The organism is Pyxidicoccus sp. M15 (assembly GCF_056858435.1).
The window spans coordinates 1,244,550-1,264,365 of sequence record NZ_CM166495.1; the positions used below are offsets into that span (position 1 = coordinate 1,244,550).

Annotated in this window: 15 protein-coding genes; 5 read left to right on the top strand and 10 right to left on the bottom strand. The window is 70.3% G+C overall.

Features of this window, described 5'->3' with window-relative positions; all coding sequences use genetic code 11:
• Nucleotides 1-74 precede the first annotated feature (74 nt).
• On the bottom strand, nt 75-4,259 hold the full coding sequence (locus tag ACX9TP_RS05040; RefSeq protein ID WP_482978571.1) for a DEAD/DEAH box helicase family protein: 4,185 nt from the start codon (nt 4,257-4,259) through the stop codon (nt 75-77).
• Between the two features lie 191 nt (nt 4,260-4,450).
• On the opposite strand from ACX9TP_RS05040, the gene ACX9TP_RS05045 reads away from it, so the two are divergent.
• The 3 genes from ACX9TP_RS05045 to ACX9TP_RS05055 all read left to right on the top strand — a co-directional run bounded on the left by ACX9TP_RS05045 (nt 4,451) and on the right by ACX9TP_RS05055 (nt 9,057).
• Nucleotides 4,451-5,851, top strand: a complete 1,401-nt coding sequence (locus ACX9TP_RS05045; RefSeq protein WP_482978572.1) for a M16 family metallopeptidase — start codon at nt 4,451-4,453, stop codon at nt 5,849-5,851.
• On the top strand, nt 5,848-7,323 hold the full coding sequence (locus tag ACX9TP_RS05050) for a M16 family metallopeptidase (protein WP_482978573.1): 1,476 nt from the start codon (nt 5,848-5,850) through the stop codon (nt 7,321-7,323). The genes ACX9TP_RS05045 and ACX9TP_RS05050 overlap by 4 nt, the downstream gene beginning before the upstream one ends.
• A gap of 120 nt (nt 7,324-7,443) precedes the next feature.
• Entirely contained in the window at nt 7,444-9,057 is a 1,614-nt protein-coding gene (locus ACX9TP_RS05055; protein ID WP_482978574.1) for a hypothetical protein, read from the top strand.
• Nucleotides 9,058-9,075: 18 nt separating this feature from the next.
• Here the strand turns inward: ACX9TP_RS05055 and ACX9TP_RS05060 are convergent, their stop codons facing one another.
• The 6 genes from ACX9TP_RS05060 to ACX9TP_RS05085 all read right to left on the bottom strand — a co-directional run bounded on the left by ACX9TP_RS05060 (nt 9,076) and on the right by ACX9TP_RS05085 (nt 16,512).
• Nucleotides 9,076-10,284: a DUF1615 family protein gene (locus tag ACX9TP_RS05060; RefSeq protein ID WP_482978575.1), complete on the bottom strand. Its 1,209-nt coding sequence runs from the start codon at nt 10,282-10,284 to the stop codon at nt 9,076-9,078.
• Nucleotides 10,285-10,447: 163 nt separating this feature from the next.
• A complete protein-coding gene (locus tag ACX9TP_RS05065; RefSeq protein WP_482978576.1) occupies nt 10,448-11,119 on the bottom strand; it encodes a hypothetical protein in 672 nt (223 codons plus the stop codon).
• A 324-nt stretch (nt 11,120-11,443) separates the two neighbouring features.
• A complete protein-coding gene (locus ACX9TP_RS05070; protein WP_482976662.1) occupies nt 11,444-12,856 on the bottom strand; it encodes an IS4 family transposase in 1,413 nt (470 codons plus the stop codon).
• Nucleotides 12,857-13,360: 504 nt separating this feature from the next.
• Complete coding sequence (locus ACX9TP_RS05075; protein ID WP_482978577.1) at nt 13,361-14,170, bottom strand: hypothetical protein; 810 nt, start codon at nt 14,168-14,170, stop codon at nt 13,361-13,363.
• Nucleotides 14,171-14,291: 121 nt separating this feature from the next.
• Entirely contained in the window at nt 14,292-16,094 is a 1,803-nt protein-coding gene (locus ACX9TP_RS05080; RefSeq protein ID WP_482978578.1) for an acyl-CoA dehydrogenase, read from the bottom strand.
• Between the two features lie 22 nt (nt 16,095-16,116).
• On the bottom strand, nt 16,117-16,512 hold the full coding sequence (locus ACX9TP_RS05085) for a hypothetical protein (protein ID WP_482978579.1): 396 nt from the start codon (nt 16,510-16,512) through the stop codon (nt 16,117-16,119).
• A gap of 309 nt (nt 16,513-16,821) precedes the next feature.
• On the opposite strand from ACX9TP_RS05085, the gene ACX9TP_RS05090 reads away from it, so the two are divergent.
• On the top strand, nt 16,822-17,439 hold the full coding sequence (locus ACX9TP_RS05090) for a hypothetical protein (protein ID WP_482978580.1): 618 nt from the start codon (nt 16,822-16,824) through the stop codon (nt 17,437-17,439).
• A gap of 3 nt (nt 17,440-17,442) precedes the next feature.
• Here the strand turns inward: ACX9TP_RS05090 and ACX9TP_RS05095 are convergent, their stop codons facing one another.
• Complete coding sequence (locus ACX9TP_RS05095) at nt 17,443-18,030, bottom strand: hypothetical protein (RefSeq protein ID WP_482978581.1); 588 nt, start codon at nt 18,028-18,030, stop codon at nt 17,443-17,445.
• 250 nt (nt 18,031-18,280) lie between these two features.
• On the opposite strand from ACX9TP_RS05095, the gene ACX9TP_RS05100 reads away from it, so the two are divergent.
• Nucleotides 18,281-18,871: a hypothetical protein gene (locus ACX9TP_RS05100; protein ID WP_482978582.1), complete on the top strand. Its 591-nt coding sequence runs from the start codon at nt 18,281-18,283 to the stop codon at nt 18,869-18,871.
• 14 nt (nt 18,872-18,885) lie between these two features.
• On the opposite strand, the gene ACX9TP_RS05105 is transcribed toward ACX9TP_RS05100, so the two are convergent.
• Nucleotides 18,886-19,086 carry a hypothetical protein gene (locus ACX9TP_RS05105; protein ID WP_482978583.1) on the bottom strand — a complete coding sequence of 67 codons (201 nt, stop codon included), beginning with the start codon at nt 19,084-19,086 and terminating at the stop codon, nt 18,886-18,888.
• The gene (locus ACX9TP_RS05110; RefSeq protein ID WP_482978584.1) at nt 19,083-19,748 is read right to left on the bottom strand and encodes a hypothetical protein; all 666 of its coding nucleotides are present in this window, start codon (nt 19,746-19,748) and stop codon (nt 19,083-19,085) included. The genes ACX9TP_RS05105 and ACX9TP_RS05110 overlap by 4 nt, the downstream gene beginning before the upstream one ends.
• Nucleotides 19,749-19,816: the final 68 nt, after the last annotated feature.

A 19,816-nucleotide genomic window follows, 5' to 3' on the forward strand; every position in this document is an offset into this window, starting at 1 on the left:
TATCCACCAGCGCCGGGAGTGGGGCAGCAACATGGTGGTCCATTCGTGCGGCTCGGGGCGGGTTGGATGCAGGGTCACGAGGTGAAGGCCTTCAGGAGGAACAAGGCCCAGCCCGTATCAATCCATCGGGTCGAGTCCTTCGGAGTGCCTTCGAGGTAGCGCAGTTGGTTGACGCGCGCCTCATCGAGCATCCCACCGGATTCATATGCATCCTGTCGGGCCAACATCGCCCAGGCGATGTCCGTGAGGCTGACTGTCCGTTCCGCGAACCCGTCCTCTCCACCGTCGATACGCAGTCCTCCTGCTGGAGCCCTGCCTGCGACGCGGCACCGCTTCCCGCTGTGTTCGATGATTCGGCCCGGTGGGTTCTCCGCCAGGAAGCGGTCGACCCATATGGCAGCCTGGGTCATTGCCTCATCCGGCAACCGTTTCGAGCTGCTGCGTCCATGCCCGAGTGCGCGCCAGGTGCCGTAGTCCACCGGCTCCGAAAGAGCCCATTGGCCCTCATCGTCCTTCCAGCGCGCCACACCCCAGTAGCGCCATGGCTCCTGCGTGGTCTCTCGCGTCAGGACGAATGCAGTCTCGGCGGGGCGGCGGTCCGCGACTCTCAGGTCCAGCCGGTCAGGCCCGGTGAGTACGCCCTGTTTCGTGACGCATAGGAACAGATGACCTTCGTAACGGCCTGTCCTGGGTGCCCCGCTCAGACCGAAGTGCTCCTCGAGCTGCTCATCCGTGAGCGGAGCCGCACGCTCCGGGCCCATTCGCTCGGGCGGGATGACCTCGACGAGCAGGGCGATGGGCACCACCTCTTTTCCTGCCTCGAACGAAGGGCGCTCCGGGTTGTCGGAGCGAAGAGTCCAGTGCCCCTCGCCGCGGACGAGCCGTTTGATTTGATATCCAAAGCCAGCGGAGTCCGGCACCTGCACGAGGGCGACCTTCCCCTCCACCGAGCCAGCGCCAGCCGCTCGGGCGTAGCGCATGACCAGCCAGTCGCCGTCGCGAATGGGCCGCTCGCCACCTTCCATCGAATCGCCGGAGGCGCGCACCGCGAACAGTCCTTCGCCGCGTGCCTGGACTGGCAACCGGACATGCTCCGCTTCCGGTGCGCTCTCCAGCGACACCGCGGGGTTCACCGCACCCGCGGCTGCTCTCAGGCTCGGGAAGGCCACCAGCGTTCCAGGGCGAATGAATGGAACCACCTCCGCCTGCACGGGTTCCACCCACCAGCCGTCGGGCCCAGGGGTGAAGCGGACGCGGAAGGCCGTGCCCGGCAGGCCCGCGGTGGGACCAAACCACTGTCGCAAGAGGTCCGGGAGCTGGTTGCGCTGAGAGCCCGGTGGCCGTGCCACGTTGACGGCGATCTTCACGAAGTCGAAGCGCCAGATGCTTCCATCCGGGAGCCGAACGTCCGTGGGGCCCAGCGGGAGGTCCGGGCGCTTGTCGCGGTCCGGTAGCTTGAGGATGGGGTCTCGTTTGTTCGAGAAGACCTTGGCCTCGAATGCTGTCCCCTCCTCCTGTTGTTGCCGCCGACGCCGGTACTGCGCGAGCCGGTAGTCCACCAACTCGTAGGTCATCTCCTCGAAGGACTGTCGGGCGTCAGGCTCGAGCGGGAGTCGCGGGACGAATTGGTCATTCTCCACCCGGAACCACTTGCTGCCCTGGGTCCACGCCTTGATGGGATTGGCCTTCCAGTAGGCGAGGAACTTCGCGGCGCTCGGGTTTCGAGGGTCGTCCAGTGCCTCCACGTCCTGCAGGTCCTGGAGCAGCTCGGGTGAGCGCTGGAGGATGGCGAGGCTTCGCCGCGCCAGCTCTGGCAGGGCCATTCCCCGCTCCAGGGCGTTCGCTTCGAGGAGCGCCTCCAACAGCACCATCTTGAAGCACTTGCTCATGGGCGTGAGCTCGAGCTCCTCGAACCAGTCCTGTCCCTTCTTCAGCGCGAGAGCCTCGCCCTGCTCGAGGTCTCCCTCGCTCCTCACGAAGTTGAACCAGCTTCCGTGCGCCTTGCGCAGGGTCGAAGGGGGAGAACCCCGGCGGTACAGCTCGCCTACGCTGGGGCGCTCTCCGCGCGCGTCTCGAAGCTCACGGTAGCTTCGCTCGACCTCCGAACCTCCCGAGGGAAGCAGCTGCTTGAGCAGGTCCTTGGCCTCCAGCTCGACCTGCACGGCACATCCAGGGGGCAGCTCGGGTTCCTTGCCGTCCACCAGGAAGTCGCGCAGCGACACCGGACTTCGTCCCAGCGCGAGCAGCGTGCGCACCCGGTCGAGGAACAGCTTGTGATTGCCCACGAAGTCGATGACGGTGACCTGTTCCTTGCCCTCGAACTTTCGCAGCCCCCGGCCGAGCTGCTGGAGGAACACCACCGGTGACTCCGTGGGGCGCAGCATCACGACCCGGTCGATGCTCGGGACGTCGACACCTTCATTGAACAGGTCCACGGCGCATACCGCGTCCAGCGTGCCCTCGGCGAGTCGCCGGAGTGACTGCGCCCGGTCCGCCGAACCCGCGCCCGCGTAGACCGCGACCGCGCGTACACCCTGGTGATTCAGCCATTGCTGGACGTAATGGGCGTGGCTCACCGAACAGCAGAACACCAGGGTGCGGCTCGCGGTGTGCTTGCGCCACGCGCGCCACAACGTCTGCATGCGCGCTTCCGTCTGCACCGCCTCGGCGAGCTGCTCGGGGTCGAAGCGCCGGTTCCTCCAGGGGATGTTCTCGTAGTCCACCTCGTCCTTCAGGCCGAAGTAGGCGAACGGCGCGAGCAGTCCTTCCTGGATTCCTTCGCCCAGGTCCGAGCGCCAGGCGAGGTGGTCATCGAAGAGTCCGAGCACGTCACCGTCATCCGCGCGCTCGGGAGTCGCCGTGAGGCCCAGCAGGAACCGCGGCTCCAGGCACGCGAGGATGGCCCGGTAGCTTGCCGCCGCGGCGTGATGCACCTCATCCACGATGACGTAGTCGAAGCTCGCCGTTTCCCGGAGCCGCTGGAGCATTTCGGAACGAGAGAGCTTCTGCACGGACGCGAAGACCACGTCTCCCGCGAGCTGGGAGCGCTCACCGACGCACCAGCCAAAGCTCAGTGTCGGCAGCTGCCGCCGGAACGTTTCCGCCGCCTGGACGAGCAACTCCTCGCGATGGGCGAGGAAGAGCACTCGCGGCGTTCGCTCCAGCTCCCTCCCGAAGGCTTCCACGTCGAGCGTGGCGAGCAGGGTCTTCCCCAGGCCGGTCGCGAGGACGACGAGCGCTCGGCGCCGCCCCTCCCTCCGGCTGCGTGCCAGCTCCTCCAGGGCCTTCTGTTGCAAGGCATGCGGCTCACGCCTGGGGAGCGCCGGCTCTGCTTCCACGTCGCCCGCCGGCAGCGCGCGCCCCGCCTCCCTCGCACGAAGCGCGTAGCGCTCCACCCACTCCGCATCCAGCGGGGAAGCCCGCGTCCACCAGCCCTCGAAGGCCTCGACCACCTCCTGCCAGGCTCTCGGGTCGCGGTCCTTCTCCACGCGGAGGTTCCACTCGATGCCTGTCTTCAGCGCTGCCCGGGAGATGTTGCTCGAACCGACATAGGCCACCGCGAGCCCCGGGCCGTGGAAGCGCCACGACTTCGGATGGAAGGAGGGCACGCCCTGCTTCTCCACCTCCACCACGCGCGCCTCGAACCGGCCTCGCCCCGCGCGCTGGAGCGCGGTGTCCTCGTCCATCCAGTCGAGCAGCCTGCGCAGCGCATCCGCCTGGGTGATGGCGAGGTAGTCGCCCGTGAGGATTCGGACCCGGGCCCCACGGGTCAGCGCCGCGTCCACGGACTCGCGCAGCACTTCCAGCCCGCTGTCCTGGACGAAGGCCGCGAGCACCGCGACCTCCATCGCCTGCGAGAACAGGGGCTCCAGATGATGGATGAACGGGTCCTTCGCGCCTCCCGTGGCCAGCGGTTTCGCCTGCCCGGTGAGGTAGTTGCCCCTGCCGGGAATCACGTGCCGGACTCCGCCGCGAGGGTCCGCCATGTCTCCGGTGAAACGCGGAATGACATGCACGTGCAGATGGAACACCGTCTGCCCGGCCGCCTGACCCACGTTGATTCCAATGTTGTAGCCGTGCGGCTGAAGCTCCAGCTCCAGGCGGCTCCGCACCACGTCCACCAGCTCGAAGATGGCTCGCTGTTCCTCGGGCGAGGCCTCGAACCAGGTGGCCACCAGCCGCCGGGGAATCACCAGCGTGTGGCCCGGACTCACCGGGAAGCCGTCACGGATGGCGAAGGCATGCGCGTTCGACGCCACCCACTGGGATTCCGGTATCGACAGAAAGGGGGAAGACACTCGGGGACTCTAACCCACCCATCTTCCAGGCTTTCCTCCACTCCGGGTCCGTGTCCCCCGTCCCACCCTCCCGGGTCACCCGGGAGGACGGCACCTGGAATATGGTGCCCGGCCGCCCGTTCCCGGGCGTCTTCCTCACGACAGGAGCACGGATGTTCCGTCAGTCGTTACTCTGGGCGTCCAGCCTGGCCCTGCTCGCGGCCCCCGTCGCGCTCGCGCAGGGACAGGGCAGGGCGGCGACGAAGCCCGCCGCGGCCGCCACGCAGAAGCTCGGCGCAGGCATCGAGGCGCGCACCCTCAAGAATGGGATGAAGGTCATCGTCTGGCCCGACCAGGACATCCCCAACGCCGTCCTCTACAACTGGTTCCGCGTCGGCAGCCGCAACGAGTACCCCGGCATCACCGGCCTGTCCCACTTCTTCGAACACATGATGTTCAACGGCGCCAAGAAGTACGGCCCCGGTGAGTTCGACCGCGTCATGGAGGCCAACGGCGGCGCCAACAACGCCTTCACCTCCGAGGACGTCACCGTCTACATGGAGTGGTTCCCCCGCTCCGCCCTCGAGCTCATCTTCGACCTCGAGGCCGACCGCCTCCAGAACCTCGCCTTCGACCCCAAGGTCATCGAGTCCGAGCGCGGCGTCGTCTACTCGGAGCGCCGCTCCTCCGTGGACAATTACAACGCCGGCGCCCTCCAGGAGCAGGTCCAGGCCACCGCCTTCGTCGCCCACCCGTACCAGTTCCCCGTCATCGGCTGGCCGTCCGACATCGAGTCCTGGAAGCTCGAGGACCTCCAGCGCTACTTCAAGACGTACTACGCCCCCAACAACGGCACCCTCATCGTCACCGGCGCCGTCACCCCCGCCGAGGTCTTCGCGCTCGCCGAGAAGCACCTCGAGCCCATTCCCTCCCAGCCCGCTCCCGCCCCCGTCCGCACCCAGGAGCCCGAGCAGAACGGCGAGCGCCGCATCGTCGTCCGCAAGCTCGCCCAGTCCCCCATCCTCCAGCTCGCCTACCACGGCATCTCCGGGAAGGACCCGGACGCCGAGGCGCTGGATTTGCTCCTGCGCATCCTCTCCAACGGCGACTCCTCGCGCCTGCACCGCCGCCTCGTCGAGGAGGCCCGTGTCGCCATCAACGTCGACACCCTGTTCTCCCCCGGCTTCGACCCGTCCCTCGTCTGGATTCAGGCGGACCTGCCCCCCGGCGGTGACCTCGCGAAGGTGGAGGCGATGCTCACCGAGGAGCTCGCCCGCGTCGTGAAGGACGGCGTCACCGAGGCCGAGCTGCGCAAGGCCCGCAACATCGCCCTCGCCGGCTACTGGCGCAGCCTGGAGACCAACAACGGCCGCGGCCGTGCGCTCGGCGCCGCTGAGGTCTTCCGCGGCGACTACCGCCAGCTCTTCGACGCCCCCGCCCGCTTCGAGAAGGTCTCGCGCGACGACGTTCGCAAGGTCGCCGCGCGCATCTTCAACCCCCAGCGCCGCACCGTCGGGTGGCTCGTGCCCACCGACGAGACCACCCCCGACACCCGCAAGGAGGCCACGCGATGATGGCGCCCCTCTCCTGGAAGGTCCTGCTCAGCGCGCTGCTGCTGTCCGCCTTCCCCTCCGCCGCGCAGGGCCCCGCCGCTCCGGCCCCGAAGCCGGCAACGCCTGCTCCGACTCCGGCGCAGGGTGTGACGCTCCCCAAGGCCACCACCGTCACGCTGAAGAACGGCGCGAAGCTGCTCCTCGTGGAGCGGCGCGACTTGCCGCTCGTCTCGTTCAGCGCGTGGATTCGCGGCGGCGCGCTCGGCGCTCCCGCCGGCAAGGAGGGCCTGGCCGCCCTCACCGGAGAGCTGATGCAGAAGGGCGCCGGCGCTCGCGACGCCCGCCAGTTCGCCGAGGCCGTGGACGGTGTGGGCGGTACCCTCGAGGTGCTGCCCTCCCTCGAGGCCCTCCTCATCCATGGCCAGTTCATGTCGCGCGACACCGGGCTGATGGTGGAGCTGCTCACCGACATGCTCACCCGCCCGCGCTTCTCCCAGGACGAGCTGGAGAAGACGCGCGAGCGCATGGTGTCCGAAATCGCCTCCGCCAAGGATGGCGACCTGCGCGCCCTCATCGGCGCCTACTTCCAGGCGTTCCACTTCACCGGCCATCCGTACGGCGCCCCCGTGAGCGGCAGCGAGGCGTCCCTCCCGGGCCTCACCCGCGAGGACGTGCTCGCCTACGCCAGGAACCACCTCGGCGCGGACCGGCTCATCCTCTCCGTGGTGGGCGACTTCGACGCCAAGGCGCTCGCCGCGAAGCTGGAGTCTTCGCTCGGCGGCTGGGCGAAGGCCGCGTCGCCGGCTCCCGAGGTGCCCGCCACCTCCGTCTCCAAGGGCCGCCGCGTGCTGCTCGTGGACAAGCCGGACGCCACCCAGACCTACTTCTGGATTGGCAACACCGGCATCTCCCGAGATGACCCGGACCGCGTCGCCGTGGAGCTGGCGGAGACCGTGTTCGGCGGCCGCTTCACCTCGCTGCTCAACACCGAGCTGCGCGTGAAGTCCGGCCTCAGCTACGGCGCCAGCTCGTACTTCATCCGCAACTCGCGCCCGGGCCCCGTGGTCATCAGCTCGTACACGAAGACGGAGTCCACCGGCCGTGCGCTCGACCTCGCGCTGGACGTGCTCTCGCGCTACCGGCAGACGGGCATGGATGACGCCATGCTCGCCTCGTCCAAGGCGTATGTGCTGGGCCAGTTCCCGCCCACGCTGGAGACCGGCACGCAGGTGGCCGACAAGCTGTCCGAGCTCGCCTTCTACGGGCTCGACTCCAGCGACGTGGACGGCTTCGCCAGCGCCGTCTCCGCCGCCACCCGCGACAGCGTACGCGCCGTCATCCAGCGCACGCTGCCCTCGCCGCAGGACCTCACCGTCGTCCTCATCGGCAAGGCGTCCGCCATCCGCGACGTGGCCCGCAAGTACGGCACCGTCACCGAGATGAAGATTTCCGACAAGCGCTTCGCTCCGCCCGCCGCCCCCGCGAAGAACTGACGCACGCCGCACGCCGCCGGCCCGAATCCTGTCGGGCCGGCGCATGTCAGGTTGCTCACCAGGCGACGTCAGAGGCCCCCGGTAGGGTGCTCCACCCTTCCCAATCTTCTCGGGGGTTTCATGTACCTGCGTCACTTCTCCCTTCTGCTCTGTGCCACGTGGCTGGGCTGTGCTGGCGGCGAGCCCGGCACCTCGCCGGAACTCCAGGACGGCCAGTCCCAGGTGGACACCGACTCCACCGGCGGCGACGGCACGTGGATGGGCGTGCCCATCACCGAGGGCTGCGCGTCCGACGGCGGCACTCCCGCTGGCGACACGGTGCTCGTGACGAGCACCACCCGCTTCCACACCGCGGTGGGCGTCGCGACGCGGCTCAATGACCTGTCGGCAAGCCCGCCCCAGCTGCTCATCCCCAACGGGACGACCTTCACGCACCTCACCGGCACGGCCGTGGACGGCGGCTACCAGTTCTCCGGTGTGCCCTCCGGCCCGTACTACCTGAAGGCCGGCTCCAGCTACATCATCACCGATGAGCGGCAGGTGGACCTCGGCGGCAACCGCCTGGGCCGTCCGGACACCGTGTTCAGCCCGGTGACGACGACGCCCGTGCAGCTCAACCTCGTCGGTATGGCGCCGTGGGCGCAGTGGCTGAGCAGCTCGTTCCCCGGCTCCAGCCTCCAGGTGGCCTCCCGGCAGGTGGACCTGTACGGCGGCGTGGACATCCTCGACATCGACCCCACCGGTCAGACGAGCGTCGTCTCCACCGGCTCCGAGCTGTGGGCCGGCACCGGCCCCATCCCCGTGTTCGAGGCGGACAAGGGGGACCGGCTGGTCGTCAACCAGCTCCACCCCATGGACGCGGGCACGCTGCCGGATGGCGGCGCGCTGGGCTACTCCACGGTGGTGCGCAGCGTGGAGATGGGCGCCTTCGACTTCACCCCGGACGGCACCACGCCCCTGCCCATCACCGGGGTGATGCAGCCGGTGCCCATGGCGGAGTTCCCCATCGAGTGGCGGCTGCCCCAGTACACCGCCCGGGCCGCCGAGGTGCACCCGTCGGCCACGCCGTCCACTCCGTACTTCTACGTCACGCCCGCCGCACACGGCCTCTCGGACGGCTGGGTGGGCTACTCGGGCGAGCTGCTCACCCTGCAGCTTCCCCGGGGCGCTTCGTACGACTTCACGCGCCGGCTGACGTACGGCAACCCCTTCCCCTCGAGCTGGGGCACGGTGGCCTCCGCGCAGTACTCGTTCCGCACCCTCCAGCCCATTCCGGATGGCTCGGGCAGCCAGTTCTACCTGTCGGGGACCATGGTGACGTACGACCGGCTGGACAACCTCGTCGCGGGTCCCGTGCAGCCCCGCGTGTCTCCGCCTCGCGGGCTGAGCATCGACGGTGTGCCCGCGAGCGTGGCGCGTGAGGTGGGCTCGGCCAGCCCCGTCATCTCGTGGCAGGCGCCCACGCTGGGGGTGCCCTCGGCGTACCGGGTGGCCATCTACAAGTTCGACCCGGAGCTGTTCTTCGGCACGTCGTTCGTCCGCTTCTACGTGCCTGGCTCGGTCACCCAGGTGCGGCTGCCGCCCGGAGCGCTGCCTTCGGACGGCATCTACTACCTGCGCGTGGCGGCCATGGAGTCACCCGGGTACGACGTGGAGCGCAAGCCGTTCACCTACGGCGAGCCGCTGCCCTTCGCTTCCTCGGAGGCCATCAGCTCCTTCTTCACCACGCCATGAGCTGACTCGCCGGGCCCGCTACTTCGCCAGCGCGCGGTAGCGGGTCTGGCACCTGTCGAATCTCGCCTGCACCGAGCGCGCGAACCACGCGGTGGTGCGCTCGGTCTTCAGCTTGGGGCTTCGCAGCGTCACCTGGGGGAGCTGGGCGTAGGCAGGGGACTCGCCCGTCTCCCGCGCGTAGACGCGCCTCACCGCGCGGTACGTGTCGGTGTCCTCGAAGTCCCGCTCCTTCTCCTTGCGCACGTCGCGGCGCACCTGCCGCTCGCTGAGCTCCGGTGCGTAGCGCTCGCGGAAGGCGAGCAGCGCCTTGAGAGACTTGCTGTCGTCGTCCAGCGGCTCGCCCTGCTTGTCGTAGAGCTGGAGGTCTCCGTCCGGCGCCAGCGCCAGGCCCGTGAGGCGGCTCACCTGCGCCTGCAGGGCCGCGTTGCGCGAGGCGTAGACGCCCGCGTTGTAGTCCGCGAAGCGGAAGAGGGGCTCCGGGTAGGCGGCCTCGTAGCCCAAAAGCCGCGCGGTGCCGTAGCGCACGCCTCCCGCCCGCGTGTACATCCGCTCGCGCACCTCCACCGGGTCCGCGTCGTCGCCTTCCTTCTCCATCGCGTACCGCACGCTCACCTGCATGGAGCCGGCGGTGGTGATGGGGTTGAGGTCCTCCAGCTTCCCCGTCGCGAAGAGCGAGCTGGCCAGGTCCGCCAGCGCGTACGTCTTCGGGTACTTGTCCTCGTAGAACGCGAGGATGTCCCGGAAGAGCCGGTCCAGGTCGTGCTCGGTGCGCACCGTGCGCAGCCGCTCGTCGAAGGTGCGCTTCTGGCCCGGCGCCTTGCCCTCCATGACGGAGGCCAGCGCCTTGCGGCCCAGCGGGCCCAGCTTGTCCGCGTGCGACTCCAGCCGCGTGCGCACCAGCTTCGGCAGGCCGGGCACCGCCGGGTCCTCCTCGAAGCCGGACTCCTGCTCGATGACGGCCAGCACCGAGCACACCGCCGGCGGCGAGGGCGCGAGCTCCTCCACCTCCAGCGCGGCGAGCACGTCCCTCGCCCAGCCCTCGCGCTCCTTCACGTCGGGAGGGAGGAGCCGCGCCACCTGCTCCACGGTGAGCCGGGGCGGCGGCGGCACGGAGGGCTCCAGCGTGCCCGCTCCACGCCTGCACGCGGTGAGCGCGCAGGCCGCGAACAGCACGGCGAGCCAGGGGTGACACCGCGTCCCGGATTGCCGGGGTGCTACTTCCTCCATATGTGCTCGCCTCCAGGGCTCCCCACTCGGACACTGCAACAGCCGGTGGAGTGCCATCGCCCGCGAGTCGCCCGTTCCCTCGACGGGAGGGCGGCCGGGCGACCTGCCGTGAACCGGGGCGTCATACCGCGTGACGCCCCGGCGCCGGGGAGGAAGCGTGACGCTAGCGGCGAATCTGCACGTCGCGCGCGACGGTGCGGCCGCCCATGAGGACGAACTGGGCGCGCACCGGCGTGCCCTCCTCGAGCCCGCGCAGGGAGACCTTGCGGCCCTGGCGCAGGCCCCGGCTGCGGCGGTCCAGTTGCAGCTCGTAGACGCCGCCCTCCTGGTCCTTCACGGTGATGGCGTTCTTGCCCACCCGGGTGACACGCCCGCTCACCGAGCTGGAGGCGATGACCACCTCCTCCAGCGACGCGCCCGCGTTGCCGCTGCCGCCCGTGGCCGCGTCCTTCGCCGCGCGCGCCGCGCCCAGGTGCCAGGCCTCGTCGTCACTCGCCTGCACCGCCTCGTAGCCAATCATCACCCGGCCGCCTCGCGCGGGCGCCTGCGCCGTGCCGGCCGCGGTCGTGCCCGTGGCGGGCGCACCCGTCGTGCCCGCGCTCGCCGTGCCGGCCGCTGCTGGCTGGGTGCCCGTCGTCGCCGTGTTGGCTCCCGCCGGAGCGCCGGTCGTCGAGCCGCCCGCGGTCGGCTCACGCACCTGCGTGCCGGTGGGCGGCGCGCGCCGCTCCGCCGTGCCGGGCTGGGCCACCATCGGCCCCTGCGCCACCGCATTCGTCACCGGCGCATGGGCTCCCAGGGCCCCTGTCTCCGAGGTGTCCGGCGTCGCCACCGCCATGCTCGGAGCGGCCGACGAAGTGTTCTCCTCCCCACGCTCATGACACCCCGAGGCCAACGCGCAGAGTCCCACCATTCCCACCCACGCCCATCGACTGCCCATCCGTACACCTCGCGTTCCCATCCGAATTGACTCGCGGCTTGCCGCTGCAAGCTGCGTGCTTGCCCGTCAGGGTGGGAGCGACGTCACCGGTAACACGGTGGCGGGTGGACAATGGCCACCCGGCGTGTGCGGTGGCGGACGGTGGCGTGGCTCCTTCACGCCGCGCGGAACGGCACCCGGCCCCTCGGGCGGCAGTCCCGTGGAAGGAATGTTCCTTAGGATTCAACAGAACTCTGGAGCGGCCCGAGCAGCCAGCCATCCCTCTAGAGCCGTGGTGAGCCTGTCCTGGCCGCGCGCGAGCGTCTGCCACCCGGGGCGTCCGTTGTGTTTGAGGTGGCCGCCCAGCCCGCCCAGGGCGAGGAGTGCCTCACCGCAGGTGGGTTTGGGGCCGAGGTGCACGCGCACCGAGAGATGGCGCAGCAACGCGAGCTCGTCGGGGCTGAAGAGGTCCGTAGCGAGAGTGGTGGGGGACTGGTGCGCCAAGGTTCTGAGGGCCAGCAGGCGCCAGGCCAGCGGAAGCAGGAGTGCGAGGGCGTTGAGCAGCGCGTGCAAACTCATCAACTGACGCTTCTCCAAGGCACAGCCTGTCTTGAGGGCCTTGAAGAGTTCCTCCACACTCCAGCGTGCCCGGTAGCAATCCACCACGTGCGCGACAGCCTCCGGGGTGTCCACCGGCAGCGTCGTCAGCAGCACCCAGCGCACCGGTTGCTGGCCCTCGGCAGGCCGCGGCTCCACCACCTCCACCGCATTGAGAGTCAGGGTGGAGGGCACGTCCGCATCGCGTTGGGAGTACTCGCTGGCGTGCAGGACCAACCCGCTTCGGGCACGCACCTCAAGGTGCGCGGTGCGCGCCTGCCGTGCGGGCTGCTTTTTGGCGGGCGCGCCCCCATTGCGGCCCTTCCACCGGGCCTTGACCGCCCCGAGCGACACCTCTCGGGTGAGCAGTGTCGGTGCGGTTTCGAGTGCGGCGTGTAGGTGGCGGGCCGGGTCCGTCTCAGAGCCCAGTGCGTCCACCAGCCGGTTGAAGCGAGTGCGGATGACGAAGGCGCAGTCATGCTGGGTCAGCTCGTAGAAGAGACGGAAGCTGTCGGCCTCCTGGTCCATGACGTGCACCACCTGGGGCACGCTGGCCTGGGTGCACCGCTGCTGCACGGTGTGCGCCAGCGTCTGCCACATCTGCGACTCACGCTCTGCCTGCGGGCGTGCCTGGCTCTCCTTCTTCTGCTGCGCAGTGGTGCGCTTGGGGCGCACAGGACGCACGTGGGGGTGCAGTCCGACAACGCCCAACGGGTGCGCCAGCACGTGCTCAGGCGACGGTAGACTGCAGGCGAGCGCCAGGTGGGCCTCGAAGCCGGATTCGCCTCGGTTGAGCGTCCCCACCCCCTCGCGCACGCCCGCCTCACTGCCCACAAACCGCACGTTGGTGGTGTCGTGAGCGACGACCACGGGGCGGCCCTGCGCTGCCGCGGCCTGGCAGCGCGCAAGACTCTGCGCGATATGGGGCGCCAGCACGTCCGCCCACTCCACCTTCTTATTGCTCAGCAAGCGGTAGCACCCCTCCAGCTCCGCCGCGCCTCGGCAGGCTTCCGGAAAGCTAGTGCCGGGCGCAGGCGCGAGCCGCTCGGCAATGGCCACCAACCTCTGGGTGCGACGGGTGTCCCCCAACTGCGCTGACTCATACTCCTCTGGAAGCGGAGGCAGCCGGGCTGAAGAACAGGCAGGCACACTGGCCGCAGCAGGCTTCTTGCGCAAGAGCATCTATGCGCAACCCGTCTCGCGTTCTGTTGAATCCTAAGGAATGTTCCTTCCGCTCCTACCGGCGACGGGTGCCAGCCCCGTGGAAGGAATGCTCCTTCCGCCTGGTGTGGCCCGGCCCCTGGACCCATCCCTTCGGTGGCCGTCCCGTGGAAGGAATGCTCCTTCCACCTGATGCGGCCCGGCACCTGGACCCATCTCTTCGGGCCTGTCCCGTGGAAGGAATGCTCCTTCCGCCTGATGCGGTCCGGCCCCTGGACCCATCTCTTCGGGCGGCAGTCCCGTGGAAGGAATGCTCCTTCCGCTCCTACCGGCCACGGGACGGGGCGCGGGCGCGGCGGGTGCGCTCCCCGTCACGCCAGCCCGGGCAGGCACCGGCTCGGCTCAGCTCGCGAGCAGGCGCGACACGGCCTTCACGTGCGAGCGCACCAGCTCTCGCGCCGCCATCAGCTCGGTGGAGTCCTGGGGCGTGTAGCCGAGGCACAGCACCACGTCGTCCTCGGTCGACGCGCGCATGCCCAGGCGCACGTAGTCCACCGTGCGCGGTACCGGCTCGCCCTCGGCGTCCCGGCTGAAGCGGCCGAACACCGTGGCCTTCGCGTCGCGCCGGGGTGCGGTCTCCTTCAGCGCGAAGAGCTTCCGCACCGCCGCGAGCACCTCCGGCTTGTCCATCAGCACCTCGGGCTTCGCCGGCCCGCCCAGCTCCCATTCAATGAGCCGCAGGCAGCCGCGCACGAACTCCACGTCGGTGATGACCAGTCCGTACAGGTACCAGTCCGCGCACGCCACCTGGACCAGCCGCGCCTGCGCATCCGTGAGCCAGCCGAAGGACGGACACGTGAAGGTCTCGCACACGGAGGCCCGGTACACGCCACAGTCCCGCAGGTCCGTCCCGCCCGTCACCAGCGGATGCCCCAGGCAGCCCACCTGCTTGCGGTCCTTGTCCAGGAACCCCAGCAGCGGACACACCCGCACCGCGGAGAACATCGGCTCCGCGCGCCGCGCCGCGATGAGCTCGCGCGCCGCCGCCTGCCAGGCCGACGCCTCCCAGGGCACCCGGCGCAGTCGCTCCGTCTGCATCGCGAGCTGCTCGGTCAGCGCCGCGCGCGAGTGGTCCCGGAAGTTGTACAGGCCACAGCAGGCGCCACACGAAGCGCCGCCGCCGGGTTGGCACAGGTGGAAAGAAACAGTCACGCTTTACATCTTACGAGCACCAACAATCGGTGCATCAGAAACGTGCTGGCCTGCCCCGGCACCCGGGCCGTCCCTTCATCCGTCCAGACGCGGAGGGCAGCCAGGCAGGCGGGCGAAGAGGTCAAAACCACTCGGGGCGCATGCGGGCGTAGGAGTCCTCGCCCGTCCGGCACAGCGCGGCCAGCAGGGGCACGCGAGGCAGCTCCACGGCGAACCAGTACTGCGCGGCCGCCAGCTTGCCCTCGTAGAAGTCCCCGTCGCCACCGCGCGCCAGGCCTTCCTTCGCCGCCGCCGCCTGGGCCAGCCAGCGCCACGCCACGGCGAGCACGCTGAACAGGTCCAGGAAGTCCGCGCTGTGGCGCAGCATCAGCTCCACCTCGCCGGACATGCCGCGCGCGCCCAGTGCGCCCACCACCTCCGCGACCTCGCCCAGCGCCGTCTCCAGCGCGTCGCACCACGCGGCCTCCACGCCCGCCTTGCGCGCCCGCGCCACCGTCGCCGCCACCTCCTCACCGAAGGCCTGCAGCGCCGCGCCGCCTCCCGCCACCACCTTGCGCCCGAGCAAATCCAGGCCCTGGATGCCGGTGGTGCCCTCGTGGATGCTGTTGAGCTTCTGGTCCCTCAGCCAGGCCTCCGGCGGGTACTCACTGGAGTAGCCGTAGCCGCCGTGCACCTGCACCGCGAGCGCGTTGGACTCGAAGCCGCGCTCCGCGGGGAACGTCTTCGCCACCGGCGTCAGCAGGTCCACCAAGAGCTGCGCGCGCCTGCGCGAGTCCTCGTCCGTCCCGTGCAGCGCCACGTCCGCCTGGTACGACGCGGCGAGCAGCAGCGAGAGGCCACCCTCCACAATCGCCTTCTGCCGCAGCAGCATGCGCCGCACGTCCGCGTGCTCGATGATGGGCGACTGCGGGCGCGTGGCGTCGCGGATGCCGGCGGGCCGGCCCTGCGGGCGCTCGCGCGCGTAGGCCACCGCCTCGTGGTAGGCCACCAGCGCGGTGGCCACCCCGTTCATGCCCACCATGATGCGGGCCTCGTTCATCATCTGGAACATGCACGCCAGCCCGCGCCCGGGTGGGCCCACCAGCCAGCCGTGGCAGTCACCCTCCTCGCCGTAGTTGAGCGCGAGGCTGGGGATGCCCTTCCAGCCAATCTTGTGGATGACGCCCGCCACGCGGACGTCGTTGTCCACCAGCTTCCCGCCTTCGGGCCGCCGCGCCGGCACCGCGAAGAGGGAGATGCCCTTCACGCCGGCTTCCGCGCCCTCGGTGCGCGCCAGCGTGAGGTGGATGACGTTCTCCGTGAAGTCCTGGTCGCCGCCGCTGATGAAGATTTTCGAGCCCTGGATGCGCCAGGTGCCGTCCGGCGCGGGCGTGGCGCGCGTCCTCACGTCCGCGAGGCTGCTGCCCGCCTGCGGCTCGGTGAGGGCCATGGTGCCCGTCCACTCGCCCCGGTACAGGGGCGCCATGAACAGCTCCTGCACCTCGGGCGTGCCGAACACCTCCAACAGGTGCGCCGCGCCCAGCGTCAGCCCCACGTACGCGTAGGCGCTCAGGTTGGCCGCCATGAGGTACGCGCTGGACACCGCGTGCACGGTGAGCGGCAGCTGCTGCCCGCCCACGTCCGGCGGCCGCGTGGCGGTGAGCAGGCCCAGCTCCACCATCCGCGGATAGAGCTTGCGCATCAGCGGGTGGACGTGGACGCGGCCGTCCTTGAACACCGGCGGCTCCGCGTCCATGGGGCGGTAGGTGGGGTAGAGCACCTCGCGGGCGAAGCGGCGGGTGCTGTCCAGCAGCAGGGTGAAGGTGTCGCGCGAGTGCTCGGAGAAGGCGGGCAGCGCGCACAGGGACGCGGCGTCCAGCACCTCGTAGAGCTGGAAGTCCACGTCGCGGTCCGACAGCAGCGGGTTGGGGCGAGGCGCGGTCATGCCCCTGGTGTTAACAGGAGCGCTACCAGGACGCGATGGCCCCGTTGAGGCCCAGGTCGTCCCCGTCCTCCCCATCGTCGTCTACCGAGCGCGCGGACGCGGCTCCCTTCCCGAGCGGAGGCGCTGGCTCTCTTCGGTTCGGCGCCTTCGACTCCTGCTCCAGCATCAGCGGCAGCGCCAGCGCGCCGAGCATCGCCATGGCGAGCGCCGTTTCGATGGGCTCCCGCGTCGTGGGAGGCCCCCGGCGGCGGACCTGCCGGTTCCTCCGCCGCAGGTGCTTCTCCAGGCGCCCCTTCAGCAGCCGCAACGTCGCGCCCCCCAGGGCCGCGAAGGCGAGGCCACGCTTCGCGCGGGCCCGTGCCAGCCCGCCGCCCGGTGCGCGTTGCAGGGACAGGACCTCCAGCACGGCGAACGTCACTGCCGCCGTCCTGGGGCCGAGCATCCCCGCGCGCGGCCCTCGCGGCCGCCGGGGCGTGCGTTTCGCTCTGCGGAACGAAGGACTCCACATGGGACTCACGCTCCCCGGACGCAGTCACCCCGCTGAGGGACGTCCATCCGGGAAGGTTGATGACGGGCAGGCAGGCCCGCCATGTAGGGGTCCTCCGATGCCGTCCGTCCGTGGGCAGGGGCGAGGGCAGGGCGGGCGCCCGCCTGGTCGGCTACCTGACGGGAGGCGACGGATTCCGCGTCTGCCCGAGCCACCGGTGTGCTGCGCTCACCCCTCCCCATGAAGGCTCCCGCGTTCCCCCGCTTCGCTGTCGGCTTCCAGGTGCTGGCGCTGCTGTTCTTCTGCGGCTGCGCGGTGGGGCTCGTCCGCGAGTCCCAGGCGCTGGGCGGGCGCCGGGGGATGATTGACCTGGGCGTGGCCGTGGCGGCGGTGGGGCTCGCGCTCCTGTCCCTCCATGGGGCTTGGATGCTGTCGCGGGCCCGGGAGCTGCGAGTCCTCGATGCCCATGCGCGCGTCGGCACCTATGTGCAGGTGCTCCTGGCGCTGGGCGTGCTGGGACTGCTGGGGCTCCACCTCCTCTACACGGAGGGGCGGCCCGCCCTTGGGACGTTCTGCCTGGGACTGGCCGCGTGGCTCGGAGGTCTCGGCCTGCGCGTCGTGCCCGCCCTCTTTCTGGGAGGGGACGGCTTCATCGACCCGCTGGGCCGGCGGACGCGGTTCTCCGAGCTGGAGTGGTTCAGCCTGCGCAAGCAGGAGGGCGAGCCGCCTCGCGTGCTGCTCCAGGCGGGGCGCGGCGTGGCGCTGCATCTGGAGGCCCGGCTCGCCGACGCGGACGCGGGCAGCGTGCGCGGGACGCTCCTCCAGGCGGGACTCTCGTCACGCTCGGGGCAGCCCTGACGCTCAGGGCGTCGCCGCGCCCTTCCAGGGGTCGCCCCCGGTGCCGAAGGCGACGAGCTGGAAGGGCTGGGGGCCGGAGACCCGGACGAGGCCCAGCGCGGGCACCGAGGGCGACCACTCCGCGGTGAGTCCCTCGGGATAGGAGTACTCCGTCACCTCGAGCTTCTTGCCCGCCACTGTCTCCGTGCCCCGCCGGAGCACGCGAGGCTGCCGGGGCGGCTTCTTCGCGTCGGCGAAGGCGTCCGAGGACTCGCGCGGAGCCTGTCCGGGCACCAGCACCCGGAGCAGGAGCACCTTGTCGGCGGTGAAGCGCTCTCCCTCGATGAGGAAGTGGAGGGCGACGCGGCCCGTGGCGGGTACTGCGATTTCGAGGAGGAGCCACCGGCCGCTCCGGCCACCGTGCTTCCCGGGCGCACCAACCCTGACCACGAACTGTGTGGGCCCGTCCGAGGACTCCGCCACGTAGCGGGCCCAGCCGCCCGCACGGACGACGAGGGGCAGCCCGAGCATCCCTCCAGGAGCCACGTCCTGGGCGCGCACCGGTGAGGCCAGGAGGCACAGCAGCACCATGACGACCCATGCCCTGCTCATGCCCACTCTCCTTGTGTTCGGTTGGAGCTTCGAATCAGGGCCATCACCCTTGTCCGGCAGAGCGAAGGGGACGAATAGTGTTGCTTCCATGGTCCGCCTTCTGACTGTCGTCTGTTGCTGCAATCTGTTGCTTGGCTTCGCGACGGCGCTGGCCGTCGACGGTGGTACGCGGGGCCCCGCGCCAGTCATTGGCGCTCCGGGGGCCGCTGCCGATGCCGGTATCGCTGCTCCGGCGGATGGGGGCACGGCCGTGGACCCCTCCCGCCTGGCCGAGGCACGGGCCCTCGTGCCTCCGCCGCTGCTCTACGGGGACTTCAGGCCCGTGGTCGGCACCTGGGTGGAGTATGAGTTCAGCTCGAAGCAGGGACGCTTCCCGGTGCGCGCCGCCGTCGTGGGAGAGACGATTCGCCGCGAGGATGGCAGCCCGCTGTACCAGGTGGAGCTGGACTACGGCACGAAGCCGCGCACGCTGATGGTGGTCTGGGTCGTCGGAGGCGCGCGCCCCATGGTGGACCGGCTGGCCGTTTCCGTTCCGCCCAATGCGCCCATCTCCATCCCCGTGGACCTGTACGTGGACCAGCCCGAATTGCGCGGCGCGCTGGCGGCGGAGAAGGACACCGAGGTGCGCGGAGGTGCCTTCGCGGGAGGGGCGCATCAGCGGACCTTCAAGCGGGAGCAGGGAGGTACCGTGGTGACCGTCAACACCGCGAAGGTCCCTGTGTTCGGCGTGGAGTCCGTCCGTGACATCGAGGCCACCTGGGTGGCCCGGAAGACGGGCACCGGTGCCCGCCCGGAGCTGGGCTCGGTGCCCATCGCCATCCCCCGGGTGCAGGGGCAGTGAGGTGCCGGCGCCGCTCAACCCAGCGGATACCCGAGCACGACGTAGAACCCGCGCACGTAGATGGTGAAGGCCGCGAGCATGTCGGGCGCGAAGGAGGAAATACCGCCCATGAGGACCAGCAGGGCCATCAGCAGGAGGGAGAACTCGGCCGCCGCCTGCCCGCGTGAGCGGGAGCGCCTCAGCCAGCGGTACGGGCGGGACATCCATCCGTTCATGGTCGGTGCTCCTCGGTAGGAGTGGTCCGCTCCAGGACCACGGTGACGAGTGATTCGGGCAACCCATTTTTCGCGACGGGCGAGATGGAGAGGGAGATGCGCTCCCCGGGCCGCTCGAAAGCCCGCAGCTCCACGCCGTGGGCCCCGGCGCGCGACTCCACCTGAGAGAAGCCGCGTTCCCGGAGCTGCGCGAGGTAGAAATCCGCGAGCATGCGCGGAGTGCCGGTGGCGACCTCGGTGACCGTGGTGCTTCCTTCGGCGGGGCCCGGGTTGAGGTCATCCACACGCAGCACCGTCATGGCCCCGGGAGGACGCGGCAGCGAGTCAGGCACGCTGCTCTGGAGGTGGATGCCCTGGGGCGCATCGACGATGGAGGGGAAGACCAGGGTTCGCGGCTGCTTGCCTCCCACTCCAATGGCCGTGACGGAAACGAGCGCGCCGCGTGGCGCGTCGTAGTAGTTGACGGCTCCGCCTCCTGCGCCGTCCGGCTGGGTGACGACGCGGTGGCCGCGCCTGCGGAACTCGCGGACGTAGAACTCGAGCACCTGCGGGGCGGAGTCCGGCGTCTCGAAGTAGGCCAGCTCCATCGGGTTGCCGTTGGTTTCCAGCCGTCCCATGGGGATGACGGTGGCCTTCGGGTATTCGGGGAAGAGTCGCTGCATGCGGGCCGACCCCACCTGCGGCACGGGCTGCACGGGCGGCAGGTCCCGAGGGGAAGGGGGCGGCTCCG